The following is a 23,000-nucleotide window of genomic DNA, read 5'->3' as shown; positions in this document are numbered from 1 at the left end:
ATATCCGGATGCAAGGGATCGCTACACCTCAGATTTCACCGCCTCCAAGGAACGAAGCGCTCCGTTCCATGGGATGACCGATTCTGGTGCTCCCTGGCTCATATTCGTCCTTCGCCAGTCACCCAAAGGCGAGTTCACCCACGGGGACACCCACCCGGCAGACACGCGCAATGGCGGTTTCTCGGGTACGCTGACGCCCTCCCGTAGAAGTGCGGAGAAGTCGACGAAGTCAATATTCTGGAAACCGTTCGGCGACAACGGGGAGCGCCCGGGTGTTGCTGGGCGACCGCCACCGCCCCGTGACGGCCGAGCGGGAGTGCGGGCGACATTCAGCGGCGCTTCACCGGGTAGCCGGTGCCATAGGGTCGCTTCGGCCGGCCGCGCTGGCGGTCGGGCGCCCTCTCCGCGAGGTTCCGATGGCCCTCACCGGGTGTGGGGACGCACCACCACGCCGCGAGTTCACGGAACTTGGGGCAGGTGACGGTGTCTTGCGCGCCGCATTGCATGCCGTGCTTCGAGAGTTGGGCGGCGCGCCGGATGTCGACCATGGGCTGCTCGATCTCGGTGGGATCTGGGCACGGATCATCGCCTGCCGGAAAAGCTGGCCGGGCGTGAAACCTCTGAACTGGCCCGGAGTCAGGTCGGGTTGTCGGTACAGCGCACCTGCGGCCACGAGGTAGTCCGCCTGGGCGCGCCACTTCGCCATGCCCCCGCTCTCGAAGGCCCCGACAAGGCCCTTGCCTGGGGTGAACGCTCCCGACACCAGTTGATGCCCACCGCCCACACCCGACTCGTCGTCGACGGGGCCTGGGGCGACGCGCCGACGGGTTTGTCCCCAAGCTCTACCGCTCAGCTCAGCCCCGATGCAAGATGCTGCTGGCGACCCGAGCATGATCGGCGCCGTGCACGCGGTTGAGAAGGTCAAGGTCTGGTTCCGGTTCGTCCCCCGCGAGGGCTGGTTCCCGCAGGACCGAGGGCCTGCGGGCGACACGGCTCAGTGCCGTCACGGCCGTGATCGAAACCGCCTCGTTTCTGCAAGACGGTGTGGCCGAGGGAGACGTCGTGCAGTTCCGGACCATCTCAGATGGGCTGCACTGGGCAGCCGAGAGGGCCAGTTCGGCCGGCAACTGCACGATTCGCGTCGTGCCCATACCCTCCGGGCCGCCGGGCCGCAGCCCTCAGGAGGTACACCAACGCCTGGCCGTCTTCCACCTCGGCGGTGCGGTCATGAGCGCGGACGCCCCCATGGTGGCCTTCAACGTACCGGCCGACGCGGACTTCGCCCAGATCAAAGCGCTCCTGAACCAAGGGCAGGATGAGGGTTGGTGGCACTACGAAGTAGGCTGCGGCACAGATGAGTGGTGGAACGCCCAATCCCCTCGGAGCTCGGCGGCGCCACATCCATGGCGACCTGCTCGGCGCCCCGCGATGGCAACTCTCAGCAGCACCTTCGGCACCATCTCCGCCTGTCGAAGCTGCGGTCAAACTTCGGTGAGACGGGACAGCGCGGAACTGGACGAGATCTCCCTCATGGCGGAAGCCCTGATGGCGCGTCGGAGCCTGGCTCTGTGGGTTGGTTTCGAGAACGTCTGTTGCTCAGTGGCGGGAACGCTCTCCTCCTCCGGGAAGTGATGTTGCCGAGACTTGAGATCGCATATGTGGCTTGTGTCAGGACGGTGGTCGTGCCGGCCCGAACCATGCTGATTCGACCGGACATGGTGTTTCCTCGCAGGAGGGTGCGCGGTATCCCGTTGGTGTGACGCGGTCCCGACCGCGTACGTTCCGCGTATGACCAGGACAACGCCGGCGAGGCCGATTGCAGTGGAAGCGGTGTTCCCGGAGCTGGCGGCATATCGAGGGCGGACGACCCGCCTGCACCCGCGGCTGGGGCAGCCCGAACGGCACGACAGCCATGTCGGCGGGCCGTTGCTGTGGCCGAGCGACGAGCCGTGGCCGGTCTGCCGCGAACTGCACGAGCCCGAGACCGAGGGGTATGCACCAGAGGAGATCCGCGCCGCCCGGTCCGCGGGCGTGTGGCCTCGGAGCCGCCCGTGGCCCGGCGCCGGCAGCCCGGGGGAGGACGGGCCGGCGCCCTTCGTGGGGCTCGCCCAGTTCTTCGGCCGGGACGTCCCCGGGCTGGCCGCTGGTCCCGGCGGCGCTGACCTGGTGCAGCTCCTTCGCTGCCCGCGCACCCACGGCCGGTACCTGGAGCGCCGATATCTCTTGCGGTGGAGGTTGGCCGCGCAGACGGAGAGCGCGGGCCGCTTCCTTGCTGCCGCACCTGAAGTGCCATTGCTCCGGCGGGAGGACGAACTCCCCGAACCCTGTGTCGTGCACCCCGAGGAGGTGCACACCTATCCGTGGGCGGAGGACGACACGCTGCCTGCGGCTCTGATCGCCCGCATCGACGCCTGGGACGATGCCCAGACCGCGGAAGGCGGCCGGGACGCGCCGAACTACCAGGGCGCCCTCTCGATCCCTCCCGGATGGCGGGTCGGTGGCTTTCCCAGCTGGGCTTCGACGGGCCCGCTGGACATCGCGTGCGCGTCCTGTAGGGCCCCGATGCGGCTCCTGCTGACGGCTGGGGGCGACGAGACGGACCCCGACTCACACAGCTGGATGCCCGTGGAAGACCGCGATCCGTCCGAACAGGGGATGGCTTCGATCAGGGGCGGCCGGTCCGTCGCCCAGCCCACCCGGCTCCGCTTCGGCCGTGATCGCGACCTGCACGTCTTCACCTGCCCGGCCGGCCCAGAGCACCCGCCCCAATGGGTGCTCTCCTGACGCGACTCAGGGCGCCAGCGTCGGCCGGCGCGCGACGCAGCAACCTACCGTCGCCCGACACGCACTGAACAGTGTTCCTGTTCCTCACCAACATTCTCTGCACCAAAGGGCCGCGGCCGTTCCCCGAGCCCCAGCGACAACCGTTCTTGCAAGTCGCCTACGGGGCATCCGGGCGGAGCCTGCGACCACAACGCCCAGATCGTGGTGCGTCCTGCTCATCCGGTGATGGAGAAGAAGATGGTGTCCTGGGTGTACCAGTCGATGTCCTGGCTCTCGACCCAGTTCTCGTGCTCCTCGTCGAGCTTCTCGATGAGTTGCTCAAGCTCGTAGGTGAAGTCCTCGTCGACGTGGTCCAGAACCGCCCGATAGGCCTCGGCGGCGGGCAGGGTCTTCTCCAACGGCCAGAAGCCGAAGTTCTCCATGGCGTGCGAGGGCAGCGGCAGGTGGAAAGGGAATCCGCTGGGCAGGCCGCCCACGATGAAGGCTCCGGGCAACAGGTCCGCACTCACTCCCACGCGGAGCAGTTCGCGGTCCAGTGCGTCAAGGAAGGTGGCCGGCTTGGAGTACACCGCCCAGTCCATCGAATCGCTGGCGTTGCAGTCGATGACGATCTGCATCGCGGCCGCATAGGCGTTGCCGGAGGCAGGGGCAGCAGAGGAAGCGTGTCCGTGCAGAAGATGCTCCAGTGCTTCAGGCACTGTCAGACCCCAGCCCAGATCCTGCCTGTCCACCTCCGTCTGGGCGGCCAGCGCCTTCTGGCGCATGATGCCCGCAAGGCGCTGCTGCTCTTGCGTGAAGTGACCTGCGGCTCCCAGAAATCCGATGACATGTGACTTGTCTGCTGTGCTGTACGAGATGATCCGGCTCATGCCGCGACACTATCTGCGCCCGCTGACAGCGCGCCGTGGTGGCCCGAACGACGCCAATCAGGGCTTCACGGAGGCCGATTCCCTCTATATGCCCCCCTCACGGCGAAGGTTGAGCAGTCTCACGGAAGTTCGAGCACGGCCTCGGCTGTCTCCTCCGCACTGAGGTGTGTGGAGTCGAGGACGTTCTTCTCGTGAGGGCCGAGGTCGGTGAAGGTGTCGTAAATCTGGTTGAGGATCGGCCGGTCGGTGAGCGGGTGTTGATCGCGGGACGTCCCGCGAGCGAGCGTGACTCCCTGTCTGGCCGCAGCACCACGTAGACCAGTCCGACGCCTGCGGCTTCCGCCGCCTTCTCGTACGCCTCCAGGAACCACGGGCCGACGACCCCGTCGACCACGGTGTGGTAGCCCCCTGCGGCGTATCCGGCGGCGGCCTGGGCGATCACTGCGGTGACGGTCTGATTCTGCTCGTGCGCTTCTGGGAGGTACGGCGCCACTGCTCCCTGCTTGATCGCCGCGTAGAAGTCGTCGGTGTGCAGGTGCACGCTGGGAGAAAGCATCCTCTCGGCCAGGATGCGCGCGACGGTCGTTTTCCCTGACCCCGAGGGCCCGCTCACCAGGACGATTTGCATCCTGTCACCCTAGGCGGTGCGGGACGTGCCCGAGCGTTACGGGCCGTGGGCCACACTCCACACCCGTTTTCGCAGGTGGACGGCGGACGGGACGTTCGACCGGATGCTGCGGACCGTCCAGGCCGAGGCGGACGCGGCGGGCGACGTCGACTGGCTGGTGTCCGTCGACTCCACAATCGTCCGGGCCTACCAGCATGCGGCCGGAGCCCGAAAAGGGGGCTCCGTGACCCGGCCCTCGGCCGGTCCAGAGGTGGCCTGACCAGCAAGATTCACCTGGCCTGTGACGGAGGGGGCCGTGCGCTCGCCTTCGTCGTGACGGGCGGCAGCACCAACGACTGCACCCGGTTCATCGCTGTGATGACGGCGATCCGGGTGCCCCGGATCGTGACCGGGACGGCCGCGCGTCCGACCCCATCGTGTCCTGGGCGACAAGGGCTACGGCTCGAAAGCGATTCGCGCCTGGCTCCGCCGCCGCGACATCGCGCACACCACTCCCGAGCGGGCTGACCAGATCCGCAACTGGGCCCGGCGCGGCAGCCGCGGAGGCCACCTGCCGGCCTTCGACCGCGAGGCGTACAAGCACCGCAACGTCGTCGAACGGTGCTGCAACCGCCTGAAGCAACGCCGTGGTATCGCCACCCGCTACGACAAGACCACTCAGCCATATGAAGCAGCCGTCACCCTCGCCTCACCTCTGATGTGGGCGAGTTGACGAACCGGAGCGCAACGCTCAGGCGCCACGGTCGGTACGGGAGAGGACTCCGGTAACGGACCACGAAGACGGCTCTCGTACGGTACGCGGCAGTGACACCTCTACCAGTTTGCCGTCGTAGATCATCCAGAGGCCGAAGCAGTCGTCCTCCTCGTCGCGGACGAGGACTTGAAGGGAATGCGGATTCGGCCACGCCAGGGACTCCGGAAGACTCGGGCTCCGCTCTCGCCGAGACCGGCGGCGGCAGCAACACCGTCCTCATCGGTGGCGCGGCTGCCGCGGTGATCGCGGCCGGCGCGGGTGTGCTGCTCGCGGCCCGACGCCGTACGGCCACCAACCGGCACTGAGTACGGTTCGGCCGAAGGCCGGCCGGCCCGCCCTCGTCTCACGTGGGCGGGCCGTCGTCGATTCCGTCAGCAGGTGTGGGCCACCGGGCCGGCCGGGGTCGCAGGGGACGCCGACGGAGCACCGTGGCCGTGGTGTTCGTAGAGGCGGTCGGCCAGGAGCGCATGGGCCAGAGTTCCGCCGGCGCGGACGGAGGCGGTGACGAAGGCGGTCTCGGCGAGTTCTTCGGCGGTGACGCCGTGCCGGCGGGCGGCCGCGGTGTGGACGTCGAGACAGTAGGCACACTGGGTCACGAGGGCTGCCGCCACCGAGATCAGCTCGCGGTAGCGGCGCGGAACGGCGCCGTCCTCGCGATCGACCGCGTTCTGGAAGGCTAGCCATGCGGCGAACTCGGGTGCGGCGGCGGCGCCGACGGAGCGGGCGCGGTTGAGGTCGTCGGGGTGCGCGTACATGGGTACTCCCTGGACAGTCGACAGCAGACGAGACGGAAAGCGGAAAGGTGAGGATGCGGCCGGGTCGGGCCGGTTGAGTGTGCGGTGCAGGGCGAGCGTGTGGTGCGGGACGAGCGTGTGGTCCACGCGGGGACGGCTCCAGCTCACCCCGGATCCCGCGCCCGCGTCCAAGACCGGATCCGCAGGGGCGGTGTCGATATCGGTATCGTTGCCGGTCATGGACTTGAGGGCGTTGCGGTGTTTCGTCGCGGTCGCGGAAGAGGGCCATTTCGGCCGGGCCGCCGCGCGGCTGCATCTCGCCCAGCCGCCCCTCAGTCGCAGAATCCGTGACCTGGAGGCGGACCTGGGGTGCCGCCTGCTCGAACGGATGCCGACCGGGGCCCGTCTGACCGCGGCGGGAGAAGTGCTGCTCGCTGAAGCGCGCGACCTGCTGGCCCGGTCCGAGCGCGCCCGTGAGCGGGTGCGCGCCGTGGAGTCCGCACGCGAGGTCGTCCTGGGCACGGTCGCCGGCGCTGGACTGGAGGCCGGCCCCGCCGTCCTCGCCGTGCTGCGCGACAGCCACCCCGCGCTACGGGTACGGCTCCACGAGGCGCCCCTGACCGATCCGTCGGGCGGGCTGCGCGGGCGCCGGGTCGATCTGGCGCTGACCCGGCTCCCCTTCGACACCTCGGGGCTGACCGTATGTCAGCTCGGTACGGAGTCGCTGGTGGTGGCGCTGCCCGCGGACGACCCGCTCGCCGCGCGGCCGCGGCTGCACATACGGGAACTCACCGGACGGCCACGCTTCCGGCTGCCGGCCGGGACGGACGCGCAATGGCGCGCGTACTGGTTCGCCGCCGATGAGGGCACTCCCGGTCCGGTCGTGGCGTCCGTCGAAGAATGCCTGCACGCGGTGGCGTGGGACGGGGTGGCGGGGCTGCTCCCGGCCGGGGCCGCGCGCAGGCACGCGCGTCCGGGCATCGCGTTCGTCCCGGTGGACGGCCATCCCCCGAGCCGCATCGTGCTTGCCCGCCGCGCGGACGCCCCCGACCGACTCGTGGACACGGTGGCAGCCGCCCTGATCGATGCCCACGCGGTACCGGTTCCCGACTCCGTGTCGTGATCACCGACCGCCCTGATGGCTCCGCGCACCCCGCGCGGGCAGCCGGCTTCCGAGTACTCCGGGAGGGGCCCTCGCTCGTCGGCCGGGAGGGTGCGTCCGATGGCGTGCGTGACGTGCATGCGTGACGTGCATGGGTCGTCGAGGAGGCAGGAGGCCGGTCGCAGGCGAGAGAAAAGGGCCGCTGCGGGTTAAGCCTGACGCATGAGCGATTCACACGAAGCCCCGGACCAGGCCCACAAGCGTCCGCCCGGCGTCTGCGACACGACGGTCGAAGCGCTCGGCGCCCTGTCGAAGGCCCTGGAGACCACCGAGCGCGCCCGCGGACACTTGTACGCGTTTCATCAGCTCACCGGCACCAGCGACTTCGAACTGGACCGGACGGTCGAGCTGTTGCGGGAAGCCGGGCACGAGGACTGGGCCGAGCGGGTGCGGCACGAGATCCTGGGCCGCAACGTCATCCCCGGGCACTGGACGTTCCAGATCATCGAGGCGTACAACACCACCTTCTACGAGCCGTACAAGGCTCTTGAATCCGCTGCGAGAGCCGAGCTCGCCGACGGTCGTGACCATCTGTTCGAAGCGGAACTCAAAGAAGAGCGCCGTACCGGCGGCCACCCCGACCACACGGCCCTGCCACCCTCGGCCTGACACAGATGGTCACACAGCTGCGGCCCACTCTGGCGCGTGCCGGGCATCGAGGGTTCACTACCGTGGTGCTCATGACGCACACACCCACCGCCCAGGACGTCCGGCGCATTGCCCTGTCCCTTCCCGAGACCGTGGAGAAGGAGGCTTGGAGCATGCCCACTTTCCGGGTGGCCGGGCGGATGTTCATCACCGTCCCGGACGAGCAGACCTCGTTCGCCGTGCGCTGTCCCCGCCATGAGCGGACCGAGCTGATCGCGGCCGAACCGGAGAAGTTCTGGGTGCCCGCGCACGAGGCGGGATCGGCCTGGGTGAGAGTGCGGCTGGCCGCACTGGAGGGACTGGGCGAGCTGCGCGACGTCCTGGAGGACTCCTGGCGCCAGGCGGCCCCCGATCGCTTGCTCGAAGCCCACCCGGAACTCGGCCCCGGAAGCCATTCCGTATCCGCCTGACCACGAACGGCGGACAGGGCAGCGTGGTGCGTGCGGACGATTCCGCGCGCACCACGCTGATGCTCGGTCAAGAACGTCTGGGGCAGGCCCTGTTCACCGCGCCTCGGAGGAGCAGACACCCTGGACGGTCACCCAGATGTTGTTGTCGGGGTGGTTCCGCCGGCCACCACACCGCCGGGGTAGCAGTTGTGCGGGAGCTTTTAGTCCGCGTTCGCCCTCGCACCGCCTTTCACGGAGTCCTCCCGATCAATCAATTACCTTAGGGAGCACGGCAGTTACGCCGCATTCGATGGAGATCTAAGCGCGGATCGACATTAGGCGCAACGAGCGTCGGGGAGTGTGCAACCCGTTCTCGGTGGGCGCCTCGCGGAAGCCGGCCTCGGGACTTGTAGGCCCGCAGCTGTGCATCCGCTACACGCTGCAACTGGGTACGGTGTCGCTGTCCAAGGCCGCGAACCCGGCACACATGCGCTGCAACGCCGACGTCGACTTCGAGATCTCCGGCGCGGACATGGGCACCCTGCGCGGCATGCGCGGCGTGGAGTACGGCGAACGCAGCGCCTTTCCCGTCCACAGCGGCAAGTAACGTCGCGGTGCTGCCCGTCGCGGGGTCGGTTCCGCTGGTGGGGCCGGCGCGGGCGGGGGAGAATCTGGCGCATGTCCTCGAACCGGAGCATCGAGCACACTCCTGACGGGCGCTTCGTCGTCATCGATGGGCGGAGGTGGCGGGCCACCGACCCGATGCTCCCCGAGGACATCGCGGCCCGGTTGCGCAAGCACCTCATGGCGGCGCGGCGCGCGGTGCGCACTGCGCTCTCCGATGAGGACGTAGCGGCTGAGCGGTCCGCGCGCGGGCGTGTGCAGCGGGCGAAGGTCGCGCTCGGGGAACGGGGCGCCCCTTGGTGGGAGCAGAGCGCCGACCAGCGGCGGCGGCGCTGGGAGGAGGGCTTGAGCGCGCTCGACGAGTCCGAATCCGAGTCGGCTTGACTCGGGTATCGGGAGGGTTGGCTCGGGTATCGGCAGAACCGCCCCGGTGCGTCCAGTCGCGGTTACAGAGAGATGACGCGCGCGATGAAGAAGGCCGCGACGAGCACCGCTCCCGCCGCGATCAGCCACAGCCAGAGCCGTGGATGTTCCCAGAGCCCACCGTCCGGACGTTCCTCGTGCGCCTCGGCGATCGAGCCCTCCGCAGGCGGCGTCTCCTCGGGGGGTACCAGTGGATCACTCATGGTTCCAGGCTCGCGCAGGCCACGCGATCGTGCACCCGCTGCGGCCGCCGCCCCGCCCTCCGTCAAAGTCAGTACGTCCTCGTGCCCTGCGGGGTGGGTTCCGCCGATACGGGGGCGCCGACGAGGCCCTGCCCGGCCGCCGGGTCGTCGAGGGGCAGGGTCAGGGGCACCGGCACCTCGGCCTCCTCCTCGCCGGAGGAGCCCGCGGCCCCACTCCCCCGGCCGCGCCGACGCTCCCCCGGTCGTGGCCGCGACCGCCCGCGCGAGCGCCGAGCGTCCGGCCGATGCCCGCGTTCGCGCCCGAGGAGGCGCCGGACGACCCTCTTCGGCTGTTCGTCGCGGAAGTTGGTCCGAAATCAGCCTCTGCGACGGCGGCGCGGGGTGCCATCCGGAAGGGGTGGCGCCCGCGCCGCGTCAGTGCGCGTGGGGCGTGGGCGGCGGGCGCCCCGTCAAACCCGGCGCCCGCCCGTGCCCGGTGTCCGGCGCGAATGGTCAGCCACGCGCCGAGACCGCTGCATCCGCACGCGTCGTACGTGGTGCCGCGGTAGCCGGCCGGGATGGGCGAGTAGGGGCAGGTCCAGATGCCGTTGCGCACCAACTGGTGGTACCAGCCGCCCACGCCGCTGCACCCGTTGCGGTCGTGGTCGGTGATCACATACCCCGAGACGATCGGCGACCCCGAGCAGGTCCATATGCCGTCACGGACGGGCTACCGCACACCAATCCTCTCCGTTCGCTCCATTAATGGCGGCCCACACCGTCGTGCACGCCGTGGGCCGGTCGCCCCGCCCTTCGACCGGGGCGTCAGGGGCAGAACTAAGACGGGCGCACCCATCGGACCGGTACTGGCGGCGGCCGCGTCCCGGCCACGCGTGGAGCCGGCCGGGGCGTCCGAGCCGGACCATGCACTACTCCGAGGTGCGGCGGCCCTTGATGACGGCGCGTACGGCCCGTTCGCCACGGGGGTCGGCCATGAGGCGGGCGATGTCCCACCACCGGAGCAGCAGCGCCGGATAGTGCGGCGGTACCGCCGCCAGGAAGTCCTGGTTGAACCGTGCGCGGATGCTCTCGTGGCGCAGGGCGGCCTGGATGTCGTCCAGGGACGGCGGGACGTGGCGGATGGCGGGCGGCAGCGTGGCCGCGTACTGCGGCGCGAGCGTGTGGCCGGGCTGGGCCAGGATGTTGCCGCCCAGCGCGGCGGCGACTTCGCGCTCCAACTCCTCCTGGGCCCGCACGGCACGCTCCCACCAGCGGTCCCGGAAGGCGCGGACGGAGTCGGGGTCGGCCAGGTCGAGGGCGTCGCGCTGTACGTCGAACTCCGCACGCTCATCGACGGGCAGCGCCTCCCGGATCGCGCCGAGCGTCTTCGCGGGGTGGCGCGGCGGAGCCTGACCGAGGTGGTGGGTCCACCGCTGTCCGCGCTCCTCGCCGGGTCCGTCGCTGCGCGATCCCCACACCAAGGCGCCGCCCCTCATGCCGGGGTGCTCCGGGCCGGCCGCCGCCAGGGGGGCTTCCAGGCTGACCGCCATGAGTTCCAGGTAGGCGGGCAGAGATGCGTACTCCTGCTCGCGCTCCCCGTATCTGGTCCACCGGCCGACGCATCCGGTCGTCCCGTCCAGGTAGAGGCCGGAGGCGGTGTCGTCGGTGTTGAGGGCGCAGAACGGAATCCACGACGGCCTCCACACCGCCGAGGCGTCCTCGTCCTCCCCCTCGCCGAGCCCCTTCTGAAAGTCCATCTGCTCCTGATGAACCCGGATCACCACGTCGAGCGGCAGCAGGGTCCAATCACCCAGCATGAGCCCCGAGCCGTCCACTCCGTCCTCACCGGCGGACAGCCGCCACAGCGCCGCCAACTCCTCCGGCACGCACACGCCGAGGGTTGCTTCCAGGGACGCGATCTCGTGGTCGGACGCGCCGGGCCTGAGGGCCGCGTACGACGGTGGGGCGTAGTCGGCCAGCCATTCCGTGATCCGGCTCCATGCCTGAGTGACGCGCACATCCGCCGGTGTATCAGTGGTCATGATCACCACGGTGCCATGGTGGCGCACCGCTTCTCACGGCGGGGTCAAATCCCGGTGGATGCAGGGTAGTTGGGCGATGTCCAGCGGGGCGGACTGGAGAGGCCCTGTCGACGGATCGACGGGCGATGAACGGCGCACGTTCGGTGGGAAGCGAGGCGGCCGACCGACCAGATCCCAAGGCACGGTAAAGTCCGCTGGTGAGGCGTTGCGGCCGTCTTCCAGTCGGCGAGGCCTCACCCCCCCGTTCGAGGCAAGCAAGACCCGCTGGGCGACGCAGCTCGACACACCTTCTCGCACATCCCGGAGCATTGATGCGTCGCCATGCGGCCCTGTCCGCCGGCCTCCTGTCCACCGGCGCCCTGCTGCTGTGTGCCGGCTGCTCGACGGCAACCACCACCGGCGGGGCCGCCGAGCCCGCCACCGACCAGGCGCCTGTGGTGAAGGCAGCCGTCGCGGCCACGAGCAAGGGCCCCGCTCGTATGGATCAGAAGATCGAGATCAGCGATGGCGGTGTGAACGCCGCGATCACCGTCACCGGCGACGTCGACTTCGCCGCCCACAAGGCGTCCCTCGCCGTCGACTTCCCGCAGGGCGGCATCAGCCACCTCGACGAGGTTCTCGCCGGGAAGCAGGCCTACGTGCGCGGTGCGTCGTCGGGTCTGGACGACGACACCTGGGTGGTGGTGCCGCGCGACACCGCGGTGGCGCACTACGTCCTGCGAGCCCCGCTCAATGACCCCGAGCATGTGCTGCGGCAGATCTCCGCGATGCGGCGCGTGACCGAGGCGGGGAGCGAAAAGGTGGCGGGGGTACCCACCACGCGTTACCGCGGCATGCTCGACCACGAGACGCTCACCCTGCGCATGGACCCGGAGACGCGGAAGAAGGTGGACCAGGCCCGTGACCTCGTCGGTGGTGATCTGCCCGCCTACGGCGAAGCGTGGGTCGACCAGCAGGGGCGGGTCGTCCGAACCCGAATGTCCATGGACCTCGGGGGTGCGCACGTGACCGTGACGACCGGCCTCTCCGCCCTGGGCAAGCCGACCCGTGTCACCGTTCCGTCCGACGACGGCGCCGTGCCGGGCAGCGGCGTGACGGGAATCCTGACCGGCTGAGGCGAGCGTGGCGCCGCCCGGCCGTGCCACGGCCTGCCGAGCCCTGCCATGCCCCACCCCATCCGGATGCCAGTCAGCCGGTGGGCGGCCCCACCGCGGAGAGGGAGCCGCTCAGACTTGCCCGCGCCAGGCGCCGGTCTCGCGCCCGCGGTCCTCGATGAACTCCTTGAACCGCTTCAGGTCGCCGACGACCCGGTGCTTGACGATGCCGAGCTTGTCGGCCGCGTTCTCCGCGAGCCCCTCGGGCGTGTAGTCGAGCTGGAGCATCACCTTCGTCCGCGTGTCGCTGATGCGGTGGAAGGTGACGACACCCGCCTGCCTGACATCGCCGCCCAGGGTGGTCCAGGCGACCCTCTCGTCGGGGATCTGCTCAGTGATCTCCGCCTCGAACTCCCGGCTGACGCCGCCGATCTTCGCCACCCAGTGCGTCATCCGGTCCGTGCGCTGCTCGATGCGTTCCACGCCGTCCATGAAGTGCGGAAACGACTCGAACTGCGTCCACTGGTCGTACACGGCACGCACGGGGACATCGACCTCGACGGATTCTTCGACCTTCGACACAGGCGCTCCGTCTGCATGGGTCTCAGCGCCGGGCGGGAGCGCCCGGCCCCGACCGCGTGCCCGCCTCGCCCAGGACGACACCCGACCGGCCCACGCGACTCACGCCCGACTCGGCCCCGGGCGATGTGACACTGGGCCGCACTGGTCGTCTCCGCTGGTGCAGCCGAGTTCGTCGGGTCCGTGGAATCCGTGCAATCCGTGCAATCCACGGAATCCGTGGCAGACCGCCCCCAGGCATGAAGAGCGGCAAAGCGGGCAGCCGACGGGTATACGACACGACGAGAGGTCGCGCTGCGATGCCTGAAGCCCACCCCAAGACCCTGCGGATCCTTCTGACCCGGTACGCCGAGGCTCGCATCGCGCACGCTTACTCCCAGAACCCCGCCGCCGCCAGGGAAGCGGACGATGTCGCCTACACCCTGTGCGTGGCCACCGGCACCGCCTGCGTGGATGACGCCATCGCGGCAGCCGACCTGCTCCTCGCCGACCCCCGCCGCGGCGGGAGCGTCGGCGCGCGTCGCGACGAGGCGGATCTCGCAGCGTAAGGCGGAGAACCCGTATGGCCATCATGCGCAAGCCCGACCTCAGCACCCCCGACACCCCGGGCACCACGGACACCTCGGGCTCCCCGGTCGCGGTGCGGCCCTGGCTGCGTTACGGGGCGACCGCCGCGGCGGTCGCGGCCACGGCGGTGGTCGGAGCGCGGGCGGTCGATCCCGACAGCTCCTGGTACAAGTCCTTGCGCACCCCCGCGTGGCAGCCTCCGTCGGCGGCGTTCGGTCTCGTGTGGACCCCCCTGTACGCGACGGTCGCCTATGCCGGCGGCCGTGCCCTGGGCGGGGTGCGCGACCGGCGCGAGCGGCGCCACGTGGCCGCGAGCCTGGCCGGGAACCTCGCTCTCAACGCGAGCTGGAACTGGCTCTTCTTCGGCCTGCGCAGCCCCAGGGCCGGCCTGGCCGGTACCGTACTGCTCGATCTCAGCAATCTCGAACTCCTGCGCCGGCTCGCCCGGACGGACCGCACAGCAGGGCGCGCCCTCCTGCCGTACGCGGGGTGGTGCCTGTTCGCCACCGCGCTCAACGCTTCCATCGCCCGGCGGAACCCCAGCAGCCACCTCACCACCATCCAGGCGTGAGCCGACGACCCGACGGCGGCGGACCGCAGCGGACGGCACCAGCCTCTTCCGCCAGCGGGCTCCTCTTGCTCTAATACGGGTTGCTCCCACCCGGGCCCGGCGATCACGAAGGACGTCCGTTGCAACTCCCTCGTCCTGCGCACCTGATCAATGAGGGCCTGGCGTTCGTCCTGGAACTCTGCGCCCTGACCGCGATCGGCGTGTGGGGGTACGCGCAGGGCGGCCCCGTCGCCGTACGCATCCTCCTCGCGCTCGCCGCGCCGGGCCTGGCGGCCGTGGTGTGGGGAATGTTCGCCGCCCCGAAGGCCCGTGTGCACCTACCGCAGTCCGGCGTCCTGTTGGTGAAGGCCGTGGTGTTCGGCTCGGCCACGGCCGCACTCTTCGCCGTCGGGCACCACGCCATGGCCGTGTCCTTCGCTGTCGTGGTGCTCGTCAACACCGCACTGGCAACGCTCGACCGACGCACGCGCCGTCAGGCCGACAGACTCTCCCCGACCGGGCGGGCGTAGCCGCAGAACATGGTGGACCCGGCCTCGGTCCTGCCATCAAGTCGACTCCGCGGCAGTCGAGTTGTCCGCTGTGCCGGTGTGGACCGGCGTCATCCAGGGAGCCGCCATGAACACGTCCGTGCTCGCGCATCTGGCCGAGCGGTTCAAAGTGCCGCACCCGGAGACTCTCGTCACCGAAGCGCTGTGTTTCGTGCTCAATCGGCATCCCGCGGCGCGCGCGGCGATGGTCGCGCTGCTCTCCTCGGACGCGGTGCCCCAAGAGGTGCGCGGCCGGGTCGAGTTCAGCAGCGAGGTGGCCGGCGCGGACGGCGGCGGCGGCCGGGTGGACATCGCCGGGCGGGCCGGAAGCAGGACCTGGATGTCGATCGAAGGGAAGTTCGGCGCGCCGCTGACCGACAAGCAACCGGTCGCCTATCTGAGAGCGCTCGAAGTGGGCGGCTCCACGCTCCTGGTCTGCCCAGCCCCCCGCATCCCGGACCTGCGGGCCGCACTGGCGGCCCGTACGGCAGCGGCGGGCCTGTCCGTCGCGGGCGAACCGTGGCGGGCGGAGCCGTCCGGCGTGGAGTGGCTGGCGCTGGGCGGGGGCCGCCGGATGGGCATCACGGCCTGGCCGAGGCTCCTTGCCGTACTCGGTGATGCCGCACCGGGAGGGCGGGAGTTGGAGTCGGATCTCTATCAACTGGGGGGAATCATCACGAAGTTCGAGGACGAGCTGGTGGGCTGGACAGCGCAGGAGCTGACCGCGGGTGGCGTGGGGGGCACGTTCGCGAAGGCCCTGCATACGACACGGGTGCTCTGCAGGATCGTCGGGGCGGAACTGGAGGCCCCGTACGCCCCGCGGTGGCATGCTCCGGGGAAGAACGCGGTGCTGCCGTCGACGGAGTTGTGGGACTGGTACGGCCAGGAGTTCTGCGGGGCGTGGTCGGGGCTTTCCGTGTGCATGGAGCCCACGTCCTACTGGGGACTCGAAGGCTGCCGCTCACCCCTGCGCGTGGGCTTTCGCACCGCCGCGGCGCAGCTCTCCCACGACCGCCTGTACCAGGTGTACCTCGCCATGCATCGCGCCGCCGATCGGCTGCTCGACCGCCACCAGCCGGATCTGCCCGCTCTGCCGGCCACCGACCGAGCAGACCGGGACGCCACGTGGTGGCTCCTGCCCTTTCCTCTTCGCCCCACCATCGCGGGCGCGGAGGCCGCCGCCGACCTGAGGGCGACCGTACAGATGCTCCTCGCCCCGCTTCGCGACGAAGTCGCCCGCACTGGTTCCGCGCGGTGCGCCCCCGGTGGAGTCGTTCCGCAGCAGGGGGCGGAGGTGCCCGTCCCGACGGACTGAGGGTGCCAGCACGGTTCGGACGAACCCGAGGGCCATCAGGAGCCCGTCCGGCGGGCCGCGAGGTGCGGGGCGGTGGCGTTGCGGCGGGACTTTGCCACCTTGGCCGGGGGCCCGTGGCGGCGACGCGGCCGCCCGCGTCGCCACCGCCAGGTCCCAGGTCGATGACCGAAGCGAGGACTTGCCCGAGCCGGATACGCCGGTGAAGGCCGACCATCGCGTCCCGCGGAACGTCGACTGCCCCGGCGGACCGGGCGCGAAATCGCCATGCCGATGGCGCGCCAGCCGTCACTCATGTCACGCCATTAACACCGCGTCACCGTCGAAAGGGGCCGCTGCGGTCCGGATGGATCAGGCACATGAGCCCGAAGTGGACGACCGGCAACCACAACCGACATGGGGACCCGCACACCGACGCCCGTCGTAGGCGATCTCGTCACGGACACAGAACGGAGGAACTCTCCGGCGGTGCTCCGGCCCGGAGCGATTCTCGGACGGGCCGGGTTCTGCCTTTCGACTGCCGCGAGCGCACGGCATGGGCATGACGCGCCTCCGGCACACGATGCCGGGGGCGCGAAGAAGCCCGGGAAGCGGGTCAGCGCTCCGGCGTATCGGCCCGGTAGGAGCGGCGGGCCGCGTCGGCGGCCTTGTCGGTCTGGGCGTCGTATTTGTTGCCCGTGCGCTCGTCCACCAGCCGTTCGGCCCTCGCCACTCCCTTGTCGGCCTGGTCGGGGTGGCCCTTGGCCCATTCCTTGGCCTTGCCGACCATGTCTCCCAGCTCGCTCATGAATACCTCCCGCGAAAAGCGCGTGCGTCGTACGTCGTACGTCGGCGCGAGTACCCGATGAGCCCGCTCCAAACCCGCAGTATCGCGGCTCGGCCGCGCGCCGGGGAGCGGCGCACAGGTGTCAGGGACGGCCGGCAGGGCACACGTGGCCCATGTCCGGACACCACGCACGTCCCAGGAGCGTCCTCGTCCGTTCCGCGCCCGCCGCCGAGCCGTCTACGGCGCACGGTGCGCGGCACGGCCGCCGCGAACGGTTCACGAGGCGGCTGCGGCGAAGGATCTTCGCGTACCGCGACATCGAGTTCCTCTGCACCCACATTCCTGGCGAGCCCGGCACCGGCACCGGCGCCAACCCCGGCCAGGAGTGCCTGCTCCTGGTGCACATCCGCAAGGTCGTCGGCCAGATCCACTACCGGCTCTGCACCACCTGCGGACGAGGCCTGATCACGGGTGTGGACATCGACGCGGAGTTCCTTTCCAGCGGGCTGCCCAACCGCGCCCTGTCGCATCTGTACTCCCGCCATTCGGGCGTCACTTGGCGCAGCGCCCCGGCCCTGCGCACCACGCCCGGCCTCCTGCGCCGCATCCGCGTCTCGGGCAGGCCCGTCGGTGCGGCGCGGCGGCACGACGGAGCCCTGTGCTCCGCATGCCCCCCGCCGGTCCGAGGACAGGACAGGGCCCCCGCGCACCGCTGAGGGACGGGGGCCGGTGGTCGGGCCCGAGGACGGCACGGGCCGGTCGCACCGCTGACGGGGCCCCGGGCCGGTCAGGCCGGGGGGCGCATGGCCCACCGGATCGTGCGGGTCATCCCGTGGCCGCCCAGCCGTACCAGGGTCTCCTCCACCACGGGGACGTGCGGCAGCGTCAGTGCGCGGCGCGCCCAGCCGGGCAGGAGCCCGACCGCGTTCGCGGCGAGCACCCCGTACGCCGGGCGGGCCGCCCACGGCAGCGGCGGGGTGAGCAACAGGAAGCGGGCCGCTTCCCGGGCCGCCGGGGTGGCGCGCAGTTCGGGGCGGTAGTCGTCCAGGCGGCGGAGCAGCCCGGCCGTGCCGGTCGGCGTCGTGTCGGCCCCGAGTGCCTGCGCGACCCGCGCGGCCTCGGCAACGTACCGATCGCCCTGTTCCGGGGTCAACGGGCGGGCGCCGAAGCGCTGGTGGGCGCGGAGGAAGCAGTACGCCTCGGCGGTGTACACCCAGGTGAGCAGGTGCGGGTCGTCCGCGCGATAGCGGCGCCCGTCGGGAGCGGTCCCGCGGATCCGGGTGTGCACGGCGCGCACCTGGTCCACCGCGTGCTGGGCATGGTCCGCCGTGCCGAAGGTGGTGACGGCGAGGAAGGTGCTGGTGCGCTGGAGGCGGCCCCAGGGGTCGCCCTTGTAACCGGAGTGCCCGGCGACGGCCGCCATGGCCAGAGGGTGCAGGGACTGCAGGAGCAGGGCGGCGATGCCGCCTATGAACATGGAGGCGTCGCCGTGCACCGTTCGCACCGGCGAGTCGGGGGCGAACCAGCGGGGACCGGGCGTGTCGTGGATCCGGGCCCGGTTGACGGGTCCGTCCGGCCCCGCCACACGGGAGAAGAGGGCGGATCCGAGTCGCGTACGCACCGTGTCCACGAGCATGAGGCCATTATCGCGCGCCGGGGCCGCACGGTGTCCGCCTCCCGGACATCCCCCTGTGCGAGCACCTCCCGAGCGAGCGCCAGCGGCTGGGCCCCGGCCGGATGGCCCGATCGCGACGATTGGTCTGGACCTGCGAGCGGCCGGTGTCCCACACTGCCGGGATGGACGAGCCACGGCGTGCCCCGCGCTTCGACATCCCGTTGCACCGCCTGGACGTCCCGTTCCCGCATCTGCTCCCCTTCGCCATCGGCACCTTCGACACCATCGGCGCGCTGTCGCGCGCCAACTTCCCGCACCGGCACACCTTCTACGAGATCGTGTACGTCACCGGGGGCCACGGCGCCCACGTGCTGGACTCGGCCCGCCGACCCCTGAGGCCCCCGCAGGTGTGCGTGATCACGCCGGGCCAGATACACCACTGGGCGGACGCGGAAGACCTCACGGGCCATGTGGTCCTCTTCAACGAGGATTTCCTGCTCTCCCGGCCCCAGGACGTGACCGCACTGCGCGCCCTGTCGACCGGGCCCGGCCACGATCCGGCCGGCCAGTCCACCTCCATCGAAGCGCTCCTGGCCGAGATGGAGGCCGAGTACCGGGCGCTGCACCCCGGCTACACGATGGTGCTCCGCGCGTATCTGCACATCCTCATCGCGCGGGCGCTGCGCGGCTGTTCGCCCGCCGGGGAGGCCTCGATGCGCAGCCGCGCCGCCGAGGTGGCGGCCGAGTTCGCCCGGTTGCTCCGGCTGCCCGGCGGCACCGGCCGATCGGTCGACTCCTGCGCGCAGGAACTCGGCATGTCAGCGGGCCATCTACAGACCTTGGTACGGCAGGCCACCGGCCTGACACCGGGCACGCTCATCCGTCGCCAGAAGACGCTGGAAGCCAAACGCCTCCTGATCGCCACAGAGTTGACGGTACGTCAGGTCGCGAGCGCGGTCGGGTTCCCCGATCCCGCGTACTTCTGCCGGTTCTTCCGCAGAGAGACCGGTACGTCGCCGGGCGCGTTCCGGTCCGACGCCGCGGGAAATCACCACGATCCCCGGATCGAGTCCATCGCGACCGACCCCGTCGACTCCTAGCTTGGCTACGGGCAAGCACACGCGCACCGCTCACACCGTCCGCTCCCGTGCTTCCCCGCTCCCCGCCCGTCCTCAGGAGGTTCGTGATGTCCGCTTCCGAAGAGCCCGTCGAGGCATCGGCCGAAAACGCCGCGTCCCCGCGGGTCAGCCGCAAGTCGGTGCTGCGTGCCGCTGCCGCGCTCGGCGCGACCCCCCTACTCGTCCGCGGCGGCGTGGCCCTGGCCCGCGACCGTGGCACCGCGGCCCGGCCCCTGGCGGCGACCCCGTCGTGCCACGACGGGGACGAGCCGACCGTCGAGCAGATCGAGGGCCCGTACTTCAAACCCAACTCTCCTCTGCGGACGACCCTGATCACCGACGGCACCCCCGGTACGCGCCTCACGGTCAGCGGCTACGTCTTCAGCCGGACCTGCCGGCCGATCGCCGGGGCACTGCTCGACTTCTGGCAGGCCGACGACAACGGCAACTACGACAACACCGGCTACACGTTCCGAGGCCACCAATTCAGCACCGCCCAGGGCGCGTTCAGCCTGACCACGATCGTGCCGGGCCTCTACCCCGGCCGGACGCGGCACCTCCACGTCAAGGTGCAGGCCCCGGGCGGGCGCATCATCACCACGCAGCTGTACTTCCCCGGAGAACCGCGCAACAGCACGGACACGATCTTCGACGCGCGCCTGCTCATGAACGTCCGCCAGGTCGGGCCCGCGCGCGAGGGCACGTACGACTTCGTCCTGGACACCCCCCAGGACCCCACCACACCCCCCACGACGCCACCCACCACGCCCCCTTCCGGCACCTGGGCCGCGGGGACGTCCTACCGGGCCGGCGACACCGTGACGTACGCGGGCCCCTCCTACCGGTGCCTCCAGGCACACACCGCGATCACGGGCTGGGAGCCTCCGAACGTCCCCGCGCTCTGGCAGCGCGACTGACCCGTCCGCGCGGATCGGACACTCGTCCCACGCGCTCTGCTACTTCTTCTTCTTGAGCGCCGAGGGTTTGTGCACGGCCGTCCGCCCGGACTTGTCGCTGCGCACTTCGTACTGAGGATCATCGGGGGAGGCGTCTACGGTGCGGCCGGCCGCCTCCGTCCGCTTGGTGATCTTCTTCTCCACACTCCCCTCGGCTTGGCTGCCGTGACTCTTCCACGTCACCTTGTCGCCTTTGGACGGTTCCCGCGGGCCGGTGTCCTTCGCTGGCGTCATCTCGGTCTCCTCGCTCCATCGCAGGGCAGGCATGGCGCCATCCACACTGCGGGGTGGCACGGGCCCGCGCATCCGGAAGTGGTCCTCGGCGCGGACCCGGGCCGCTCCCCTCCCCCGCGCCAGGCATCCGTCCTGCCGCGGAGCCGTCCTACCGCGTTGACACCCGGTCGACTCGGTTAGCATCCCGGAAGATCCACACGACGGGGGCACGAGCCGGATGACAGCGGGAGCGGAGGCCTGCGCGGGCAAGGACGGCGCGGACGGCGGCGCGGGGGCGGACGGGCCCGACTGCTTCGAACGCTGGCGGGAGGTCATGGGCCGTTCCCGCGCGGCCGAGATGACGAGCGACCATGCCGCCACCTTCACCGCCACCGTCCGGCAAGCACGGCTGGGGCCCGTCACCCTCCTGGCCACCGCGTTCCCGTCGATCCGCGTCAGACGAACCGGGCGCATGATCCGCCGGAGCGACGAGGAGGTCTACCACCTGACCATGCTCACGTCCGGCTCGGCGCCCACACGGACCCTCACCCCCGGGCACATGCACCTGGTGACCAGCTCGCAGCCGTACGATTCCCGGTTCCGCGCCGCCCCCGGCGCGGAACCGGCGCACCCGCGCACCGAGGGAATCGGCATCGACCTGCCGGTGTCGCTGCTGCCGCTGCCTCCGCGCCGCGTGAGCCATCTGCTCGGGCGGGTCCTGCACGGGCACGAGGGCACCGGCTCGCTCCTGACCGCGTTTCTGCACGGCCTGGACCGTCAACTGCCCGCGCTCCGGCCCGCCGAGGCCGCGCGGCTGGGCAGTGTGGTCGTCGACCTGCTCGCCGCCCATCTGGCGAGTGAGCTCGACGTCGAAGACGCGCTGCCGCCGGAGACCCGCCAGCGGGCCATGCTCCACGACGTCCGGGCGTTCATCCGGCAGAACCTCCACGACCCCGCCCTGACCCCGTCGATGATCGCGGCGGCGCATCACGTCTCGCTGAGCTATCTGCACCGGCTCTTCACCCGCGACTCCCACGGGACGACCCTCGTCGCCGCCATCCGCCACCAACGCCTGACGAAGGCCTACCGCGACCTCCTCGACCCGGCCCTGCGGTCCGTGCCGATCCATGTCATCGCCGCGCGCTGCGGATTCACCCACGCGTCCGCGTTCACCCGTGCGTTCAAAACGGCCTACGGCATCGCGCCCAGCGATCACCGCCACGGACACACGGCACCACCCACGCCCGGCCCGCGTGCTCTGCACGAGCGAGGCACCCGTCAGTGAGGCACCCCTGCCTGAAGGGGGACGGACCGCATTCGGGAGAACTTCCCCCACAGCCATCCCCGAGCCACCACCTCGGTGCGCCCGATCCCCTCGACGCGGTCGTCACCGCCGCCCCGTCGGAGAGACTGGGCCTCAGCCGGCATTCCGGCTGCGCGGTCCCACCGTCGGATCTCCGGCTCGTACAGCCGAGCCACTGGGGGTTCGACGGCCGGGTCCGCCGGGGCGAACTCGTGGTGCGCGCACGGGCGGTGGCCGCACTCCTCAAAGCCTTAGACCAGGCCTTCACGGCGAAGTTCCCCATCCGGCAGATGCGGTCATGGCCGAGTTCGACGGTGACGACGAGGCCGCCATGGCCGCCATGGCCGCCAGCAATACCTTGGCCGTCAACTGCCGCGCCATGACCGGCGATCCGTCCGAGGTGTCCCAGCACTCCTACGGTGACGCGGTCGACATCAACACCTTGGACGCCAACGGGCGAGCCGGCTGACCACGAGAGGACGGGCGATTCGGGTCGCCCTGACACCTCCGTTCAGGGCGGCCAACAGCCCATGCCCTACGCACTGTTCGGGTCCGGTACGCGCAACTACGGGCCACCGGGGGCCAAGTGGGCCGACGCCGCGACCTGCATCGCGCCGCCACAACCGGGCGCCCCGCACAGGGAGTCGAGGCGTCGCACCCTGTCAAGCTTTGGCCCCCGACCGGGTCTTTCCGCGCTATCGCGGGCCTGCCACTCCAATGCCGCCCCAGGAAATGCGCGAGCCGTACGGGGGCCGAACCATGGAGTCGAGGGGCTGGGAAACCGTCCCGGCCCGAAGTGAAAGAAACGAAACAATGCAATTCCGCACCTTCCTGGCCGCCACTGTGCTCGCTGCGACGACGCTCCTCGGAGCCGTCGGCACCGCCTCGGCCCACAGCACCCCCGACGACCCCACCCCGCCGAGCACCAGCAGCAGCCACGGCGACACGGGGCTCGGCCTCAACCTCCTGTGCGGGCTCGGCCTGCTGCTGGGACAGGGATCCTGCCACAACTGACACAACTGACCGCGACCTGACGAGTTCTGCGCACGCCTGAGGCTCCCGACGCTCACATCGGACCCCGGGCGAGGCGGACGGTCGCCGCGAACGGTCGGGCCCCGCGACCGAAAGGCTGCGGGGCCC

General features: G+C 70.7%; 28 protein-coding genes and 2 pseudogenes. 20 read left to right on the top strand and 10 right to left on the bottom strand.

Annotated features, from left to right (window positions below; all coding sequences use genetic code 11):
- Window positions 1-329: 329 nt before the first annotated feature.
- Window positions 330-548, bottom strand: coding sequence for a hypothetical protein (locus OOJ98_RS16225; RefSeq protein ID WP_267055403.1), 219 nt, complete (start codon window positions 546-548; stop codon window positions 330-332).
- Between the two features lie 342 nt (window positions 549-890).
- Here OOJ98_RS16225 and OOJ98_RS16220 point away from each other — a divergent pair.
- Window positions 891-1,371 (top strand): annotated as a pseudogene (locus tag OOJ98_RS16220) (DUF4265 domain-containing protein); the annotation flags it as partial.
- 417 nt (window positions 1,372-1,788) lie between these two features.
- The gene (locus OOJ98_RS16215) at window positions 1,789-2,784 is read left to right on the top strand and encodes a hypothetical protein (RefSeq protein ID WP_267055402.1); all 996 of its coding nucleotides are present in this window, start codon (window positions 1,789-1,791) and stop codon (window positions 2,782-2,784) included.
- A 215-nt stretch (window positions 2,785-2,999) separates the two neighbouring features.
- On the opposite strand, the gene OOJ98_RS16210 is transcribed toward OOJ98_RS16215, so the two are convergent.
- A complete protein-coding gene (locus OOJ98_RS16210; RefSeq protein ID WP_267055401.1) occupies window positions 3,000-3,653 on the bottom strand; it encodes a hypothetical protein in 654 nt (217 codons plus the stop codon).
- Window positions 3,654-3,750: 97 nt separating this feature from the next.
- Complete coding sequence (locus OOJ98_RS16205; protein WP_267055400.1) at window positions 3,751-4,281, bottom strand: AAA family ATPase; 531 nt, start codon at window positions 4,279-4,281, stop codon at window positions 3,751-3,753.
- Between the two features lie 19 nt (window positions 4,282-4,300).
- Between OOJ98_RS16205 and OOJ98_RS16200 the strand changes: the two are divergent.
- Both OOJ98_RS16200 and OOJ98_RS34830 read left to right on the top strand, forming a co-directional pair.
- Window positions 4,301-4,993 (top strand): annotated as a pseudogene (locus OOJ98_RS16200) (IS5 family transposase); the annotation flags it as partial.
- A 92-nt stretch (window positions 4,994-5,085) separates the two neighbouring features.
- A complete protein-coding gene (locus OOJ98_RS34830) occupies window positions 5,086-5,340 on the top strand; it encodes an LAETG motif-containing sortase-dependent surface protein (protein ID WP_323177899.1) in 255 nt (84 codons plus the stop codon).
- A gap of 66 nt (window positions 5,341-5,406) precedes the next feature.
- Here the strand turns inward: OOJ98_RS34830 and OOJ98_RS16190 are convergent, their stop codons facing one another.
- Window positions 5,407-5,790, bottom strand: a complete 384-nt coding sequence (locus OOJ98_RS16190; RefSeq protein ID WP_267055399.1) for a carboxymuconolactone decarboxylase family protein — start codon at window positions 5,788-5,790, stop codon at window positions 5,407-5,409.
- 217 nt (window positions 5,791-6,007) lie between these two features.
- On the opposite strand from OOJ98_RS16190, the gene OOJ98_RS16185 reads away from it, so the two are divergent.
- From OOJ98_RS16185 to OOJ98_RS16165, 5 genes are all read left to right on the top strand, one after another.
- On the top strand, window positions 6,008-6,892 hold the full coding sequence (locus OOJ98_RS16185) for a LysR family transcriptional regulator (RefSeq protein WP_267055398.1): 885 nt from the start codon (window positions 6,008-6,010) through the stop codon (window positions 6,890-6,892).
- Between the two features lie 201 nt (window positions 6,893-7,093).
- Window positions 7,094-7,540: a hypothetical protein gene (locus OOJ98_RS16180; RefSeq protein WP_267055397.1), complete on the top strand. Its 447-nt coding sequence runs from the start codon at window positions 7,094-7,096 to the stop codon at window positions 7,538-7,540.
- Between the two features lie 71 nt (window positions 7,541-7,611).
- Entirely contained in the window at window positions 7,612-7,989 is a 378-nt protein-coding gene (locus tag OOJ98_RS16175; protein WP_267055396.1) for an MmcQ/YjbR family DNA-binding protein, read from the top strand.
- A 337-nt stretch (window positions 7,990-8,326) separates the two neighbouring features.
- Window positions 8,327-8,575: a hypothetical protein gene (locus tag OOJ98_RS16170; RefSeq protein ID WP_267055395.1), complete on the top strand. Its 249-nt coding sequence runs from the start codon at window positions 8,327-8,329 to the stop codon at window positions 8,573-8,575.
- Window positions 8,576-8,646: 71 nt separating this feature from the next.
- Entirely contained in the window at window positions 8,647-8,976 is a 330-nt protein-coding gene (locus OOJ98_RS16165) for a hypothetical protein (RefSeq protein WP_267055394.1), read from the top strand.
- 62 nt (window positions 8,977-9,038) lie between these two features.
- On the opposite strand, the gene OOJ98_RS16160 is transcribed toward OOJ98_RS16165, so the two are convergent.
- Together OOJ98_RS16160 and OOJ98_RS16155 are read right to left on the bottom strand one after the other, a co-directional pair.
- Window positions 9,039-9,218, bottom strand: coding sequence for a DUF6480 family protein (locus tag OOJ98_RS16160; RefSeq protein ID WP_267055393.1), 180 nt, complete (start codon window positions 9,216-9,218; stop codon window positions 9,039-9,041).
- Between the two features lie 908 nt (window positions 9,219-10,126).
- A complete protein-coding gene (locus OOJ98_RS16155; protein WP_267055392.1) occupies window positions 10,127-11,239 on the bottom strand; it encodes an SMI1/KNR4 family protein in 1,113 nt (370 codons plus the stop codon).
- Between the two features lie 311 nt (window positions 11,240-11,550).
- On the opposite strand from OOJ98_RS16155, the gene OOJ98_RS16150 reads away from it, so the two are divergent.
- A complete protein-coding gene (locus tag OOJ98_RS16150; protein ID WP_267055391.1) occupies window positions 11,551-12,354 on the top strand; it encodes a hypothetical protein in 804 nt (267 codons plus the stop codon).
- 111 nt (window positions 12,355-12,465) lie between these two features.
- Here OOJ98_RS16150 and OOJ98_RS16145 read toward each other — a convergent pair whose 3' ends face one another.
- Window positions 12,466-12,915: an SRPBCC family protein gene (locus OOJ98_RS16145; RefSeq protein WP_267055390.1), complete on the bottom strand. Its 450-nt coding sequence runs from the start codon at window positions 12,913-12,915 to the stop codon at window positions 12,466-12,468.
- 296 nt (window positions 12,916-13,211) lie between these two features.
- Here OOJ98_RS16145 and OOJ98_RS16140 point away from each other — a divergent pair, with 296 nt between their 5' ends.
- From OOJ98_RS16140 to OOJ98_RS16125, 4 genes are all read left to right on the top strand, one after another.
- Window positions 13,212-13,460, top strand: a complete 249-nt coding sequence (locus tag OOJ98_RS16140) for a DUF5133 domain-containing protein (protein ID WP_267055389.1) — start codon at window positions 13,212-13,214, stop codon at window positions 13,458-13,460.
- A 14-nt stretch (window positions 13,461-13,474) separates the two neighbouring features.
- Complete coding sequence (locus tag OOJ98_RS16135; protein WP_267055388.1) at window positions 13,475-14,050, top strand: TspO/MBR family protein; 576 nt, start codon at window positions 13,475-13,477, stop codon at window positions 14,048-14,050.
- A gap of 119 nt (window positions 14,051-14,169) precedes the next feature.
- The gene (locus OOJ98_RS16130) at window positions 14,170-14,559 is read left to right on the top strand and encodes a YrdB family protein (protein ID WP_267055387.1); all 390 of its coding nucleotides are present in this window, start codon (window positions 14,170-14,172) and stop codon (window positions 14,557-14,559) included.
- Between the two features lie 106 nt (window positions 14,560-14,665).
- Window positions 14,666-15,892: a hypothetical protein gene (locus tag OOJ98_RS16125; RefSeq protein WP_267055386.1), complete on the top strand. Its 1,227-nt coding sequence runs from the start codon at window positions 14,666-14,668 to the stop codon at window positions 15,890-15,892.
- Between the two features lie 592 nt (window positions 15,893-16,484).
- Here OOJ98_RS16125 and OOJ98_RS16120 read toward each other — a convergent pair.
- Window positions 16,485-16,676, bottom strand: a complete 192-nt coding sequence (locus OOJ98_RS16120) for an antitoxin (RefSeq protein WP_267055385.1) — start codon at window positions 16,674-16,676, stop codon at window positions 16,485-16,487.
- Between the two features lie 152 nt (window positions 16,677-16,828).
- Here OOJ98_RS16120 and OOJ98_RS16115 point away from each other — a divergent pair, with 152 nt between their 5' ends.
- Window positions 16,829-17,371, top strand: coding sequence for a hypothetical protein (locus tag OOJ98_RS16115; protein ID WP_267055384.1), 543 nt, complete (start codon window positions 16,829-16,831; stop codon window positions 17,369-17,371).
- 71 nt (window positions 17,372-17,442) lie between these two features.
- Here OOJ98_RS16115 and OOJ98_RS16110 read toward each other — a convergent pair whose 3' ends face one another.
- Window positions 17,443-18,291, bottom strand: a complete 849-nt coding sequence (locus OOJ98_RS16110) for an oxygenase MpaB family protein (RefSeq protein WP_267055383.1) — start codon at window positions 18,289-18,291, stop codon at window positions 17,443-17,445.
- 161 nt (window positions 18,292-18,452) lie between these two features.
- Between OOJ98_RS16110 and OOJ98_RS16105 the strand changes: the two genes are divergently transcribed.
- Window positions 18,453-19,370 carry an AraC family transcriptional regulator gene (locus OOJ98_RS16105; RefSeq protein WP_267055382.1) on the top strand — a complete coding sequence of 306 codons (918 nt, stop codon included), beginning with the start codon at window positions 18,453-18,455 and terminating at the stop codon, window positions 19,368-19,370.
- An 86-nt stretch (window positions 19,371-19,456) separates the two neighbouring features.
- Window positions 19,457-20,305: a carbohydrate-binding protein gene (locus tag OOJ98_RS16100; RefSeq protein WP_267055381.1), complete on the top strand. Its 849-nt coding sequence runs from the start codon at window positions 19,457-19,459 to the stop codon at window positions 20,303-20,305.
- 39 nt (window positions 20,306-20,344) lie between these two features.
- On the opposite strand, the gene OOJ98_RS16095 is transcribed toward OOJ98_RS16100, so the two are convergent.
- Complete coding sequence (locus tag OOJ98_RS16095; protein ID WP_267055380.1) at window positions 20,345-20,578, bottom strand: DUF2945 domain-containing protein; 234 nt, start codon at window positions 20,576-20,578, stop codon at window positions 20,345-20,347.
- A gap of 217 nt (window positions 20,579-20,795) precedes the next feature.
- Between OOJ98_RS16095 and OOJ98_RS16090 the strand changes: the two genes are divergently transcribed.
- The 3 genes from OOJ98_RS16090 to OOJ98_RS16080 all read left to right on the top strand — a co-directional run bounded on the left by OOJ98_RS16090 (window position 20,796) and on the right by OOJ98_RS16080 (window position 22,874).
- Window positions 20,796-21,842 (top strand): AraC family transcriptional regulator, encoded by a 1,047-nt coding sequence (locus OOJ98_RS16090; protein WP_267055379.1) that lies wholly within the window; start codon window positions 20,796-20,798, stop codon window positions 21,840-21,842.
- A gap of 316 nt (window positions 21,843-22,158) precedes the next feature.
- Window positions 22,159-22,329, top strand: coding sequence for a hypothetical protein (locus OOJ98_RS16085; RefSeq protein WP_267055378.1), 171 nt, complete (start codon window positions 22,159-22,161; stop codon window positions 22,327-22,329).
- A 344-nt stretch (window positions 22,330-22,673) separates the two neighbouring features.
- Window positions 22,674-22,874, top strand: a complete 201-nt coding sequence (locus OOJ98_RS16080) for a hypothetical protein (RefSeq protein ID WP_267055377.1) — start codon at window positions 22,674-22,676, stop codon at window positions 22,872-22,874.
- Window positions 22,875-23,000: the final 126 nt, after the last annotated feature.

The organism is Streptomyces sp. NBC_00083 (genome assembly GCF_026343295.1).
In the GTDB taxonomy this organism is placed as follows: Bacteria; Actinomycetota; Actinomycetes; order Streptomycetales; family Streptomycetaceae; genus Streptomyces.
This window is presented reverse-complemented; position numbering and strand designations above follow the sequence as displayed.

Coding starts and splice junctions, on each gene's coding strand:
- OOJ98_RS16165 (WP_267055394.1), top strand. CDS start 8,647: ATGTCCTCGAACCGGAGCATCGAGCACACTCCTGACGGGCGCTTCGTC.
- OOJ98_RS16155 (WP_267055392.1), bottom strand. CDS start 11,239: ATGACCACTGATACACCGGCGGATGTGCGCGTCACTCAGGCATGGAGC.
- OOJ98_RS16210 (WP_267055401.1), bottom strand. CDS start 3,653: ATGAGCCGGATCATCTCGTACAGCACAGCAGACAAGTCACATGTCATC.
- OOJ98_RS16205 (WP_267055400.1), bottom strand. CDS start 4,281: ATGCAAATCGTCCTGGTGAGCGGGCCCTCGGGGTCAGGGAAAACGACC.
- OOJ98_RS16175 (WP_267055396.1), top strand. CDS start 7,612: ATGACGCACACACCCACCGCCCAGGACGTCCGGCGCATTGCCCTGTCC.
- OOJ98_RS16185 (WP_267055398.1), top strand. CDS start 6,008: ATGGACTTGAGGGCGTTGCGGTGTTTCGTCGCGGTCGCGGAAGAGGGC.
- OOJ98_RS16125 (WP_267055386.1), top strand. CDS start 14,666: ATGAACACGTCCGTGCTCGCGCATCTGGCCGAGCGGTTCAAAGTGCCG.
- OOJ98_RS16215 (WP_267055402.1), top strand. CDS start 1,789: ATGACCAGGACAACGCCGGCGAGGCCGATTGCAGTGGAAGCGGTGTTC.
- OOJ98_RS16100 (WP_267055381.1), top strand. CDS start 19,457: ATGTCCGCTTCCGAAGAGCCCGTCGAGGCATCGGCCGAAAACGCCGCG.
- OOJ98_RS16085 (WP_267055378.1), top strand. CDS start 22,159: ATGGCCGAGTTCGACGGTGACGACGAGGCCGCCATGGCCGCCATGGCC.
- OOJ98_RS16090 (WP_267055379.1), top strand. CDS start 20,796: ATGACAGCGGGAGCGGAGGCCTGCGCGGGCAAGGACGGCGCGGACGGC.
- OOJ98_RS16110 (WP_267055383.1), bottom strand. CDS start 18,291: ATGCTCGTGGACACGGTGCGTACGCGACTCGGATCCGCCCTCTTCTCC.
- OOJ98_RS16180 (WP_267055397.1), top strand. CDS start 7,094: ATGAGCGATTCACACGAAGCCCCGGACCAGGCCCACAAGCGTCCGCCC.
- OOJ98_RS16140 (WP_267055389.1), top strand. CDS start 13,212: ATGCCTGAAGCCCACCCCAAGACCCTGCGGATCCTTCTGACCCGGTAC.
- OOJ98_RS16105 (WP_267055382.1), top strand. CDS start 18,453: ATGGACGAGCCACGGCGTGCCCCGCGCTTCGACATCCCGTTGCACCGC.
- OOJ98_RS16225 (WP_267055403.1), bottom strand. CDS start 548: ATGGTCGACATCCGGCGCGCCGCCCAACTCTCGAAGCACGGCATGCAA.
- OOJ98_RS16160 (WP_267055393.1), bottom strand. CDS start 9,218: ATGAGTGATCCACTGGTACCCCCCGAGGAGACGCCGCCTGCGGAGGGC.
- OOJ98_RS16095 (WP_267055380.1), bottom strand. CDS start 20,578: ATGACGCCAGCGAAGGACACCGGCCCGCGGGAACCGTCCAAAGGCGAC.
- OOJ98_RS16115 (WP_267055384.1), top strand. CDS start 16,829: ATGTCCGGACACCACGCACGTCCCAGGAGCGTCCTCGTCCGTTCCGCG.
- OOJ98_RS16080 (WP_267055377.1), top strand. CDS start 22,674: ATGCAATTCCGCACCTTCCTGGCCGCCACTGTGCTCGCTGCGACGACG.
- OOJ98_RS16135 (WP_267055388.1), top strand. CDS start 13,475: ATGGCCATCATGCGCAAGCCCGACCTCAGCACCCCCGACACCCCGGGC.
- OOJ98_RS16150 (WP_267055391.1), top strand. CDS start 11,551: ATGCGTCGCCATGCGGCCCTGTCCGCCGGCCTCCTGTCCACCGGCGCC.
- OOJ98_RS16190 (WP_267055399.1), bottom strand. CDS start 5,790: ATGTACGCGCACCCCGACGACCTCAACCGCGCCCGCTCCGTCGGCGCC.
- OOJ98_RS16120 (WP_267055385.1), bottom strand. CDS start 16,676: ATGAGCGAGCTGGGAGACATGGTCGGCAAGGCCAAGGAATGGGCCAAG.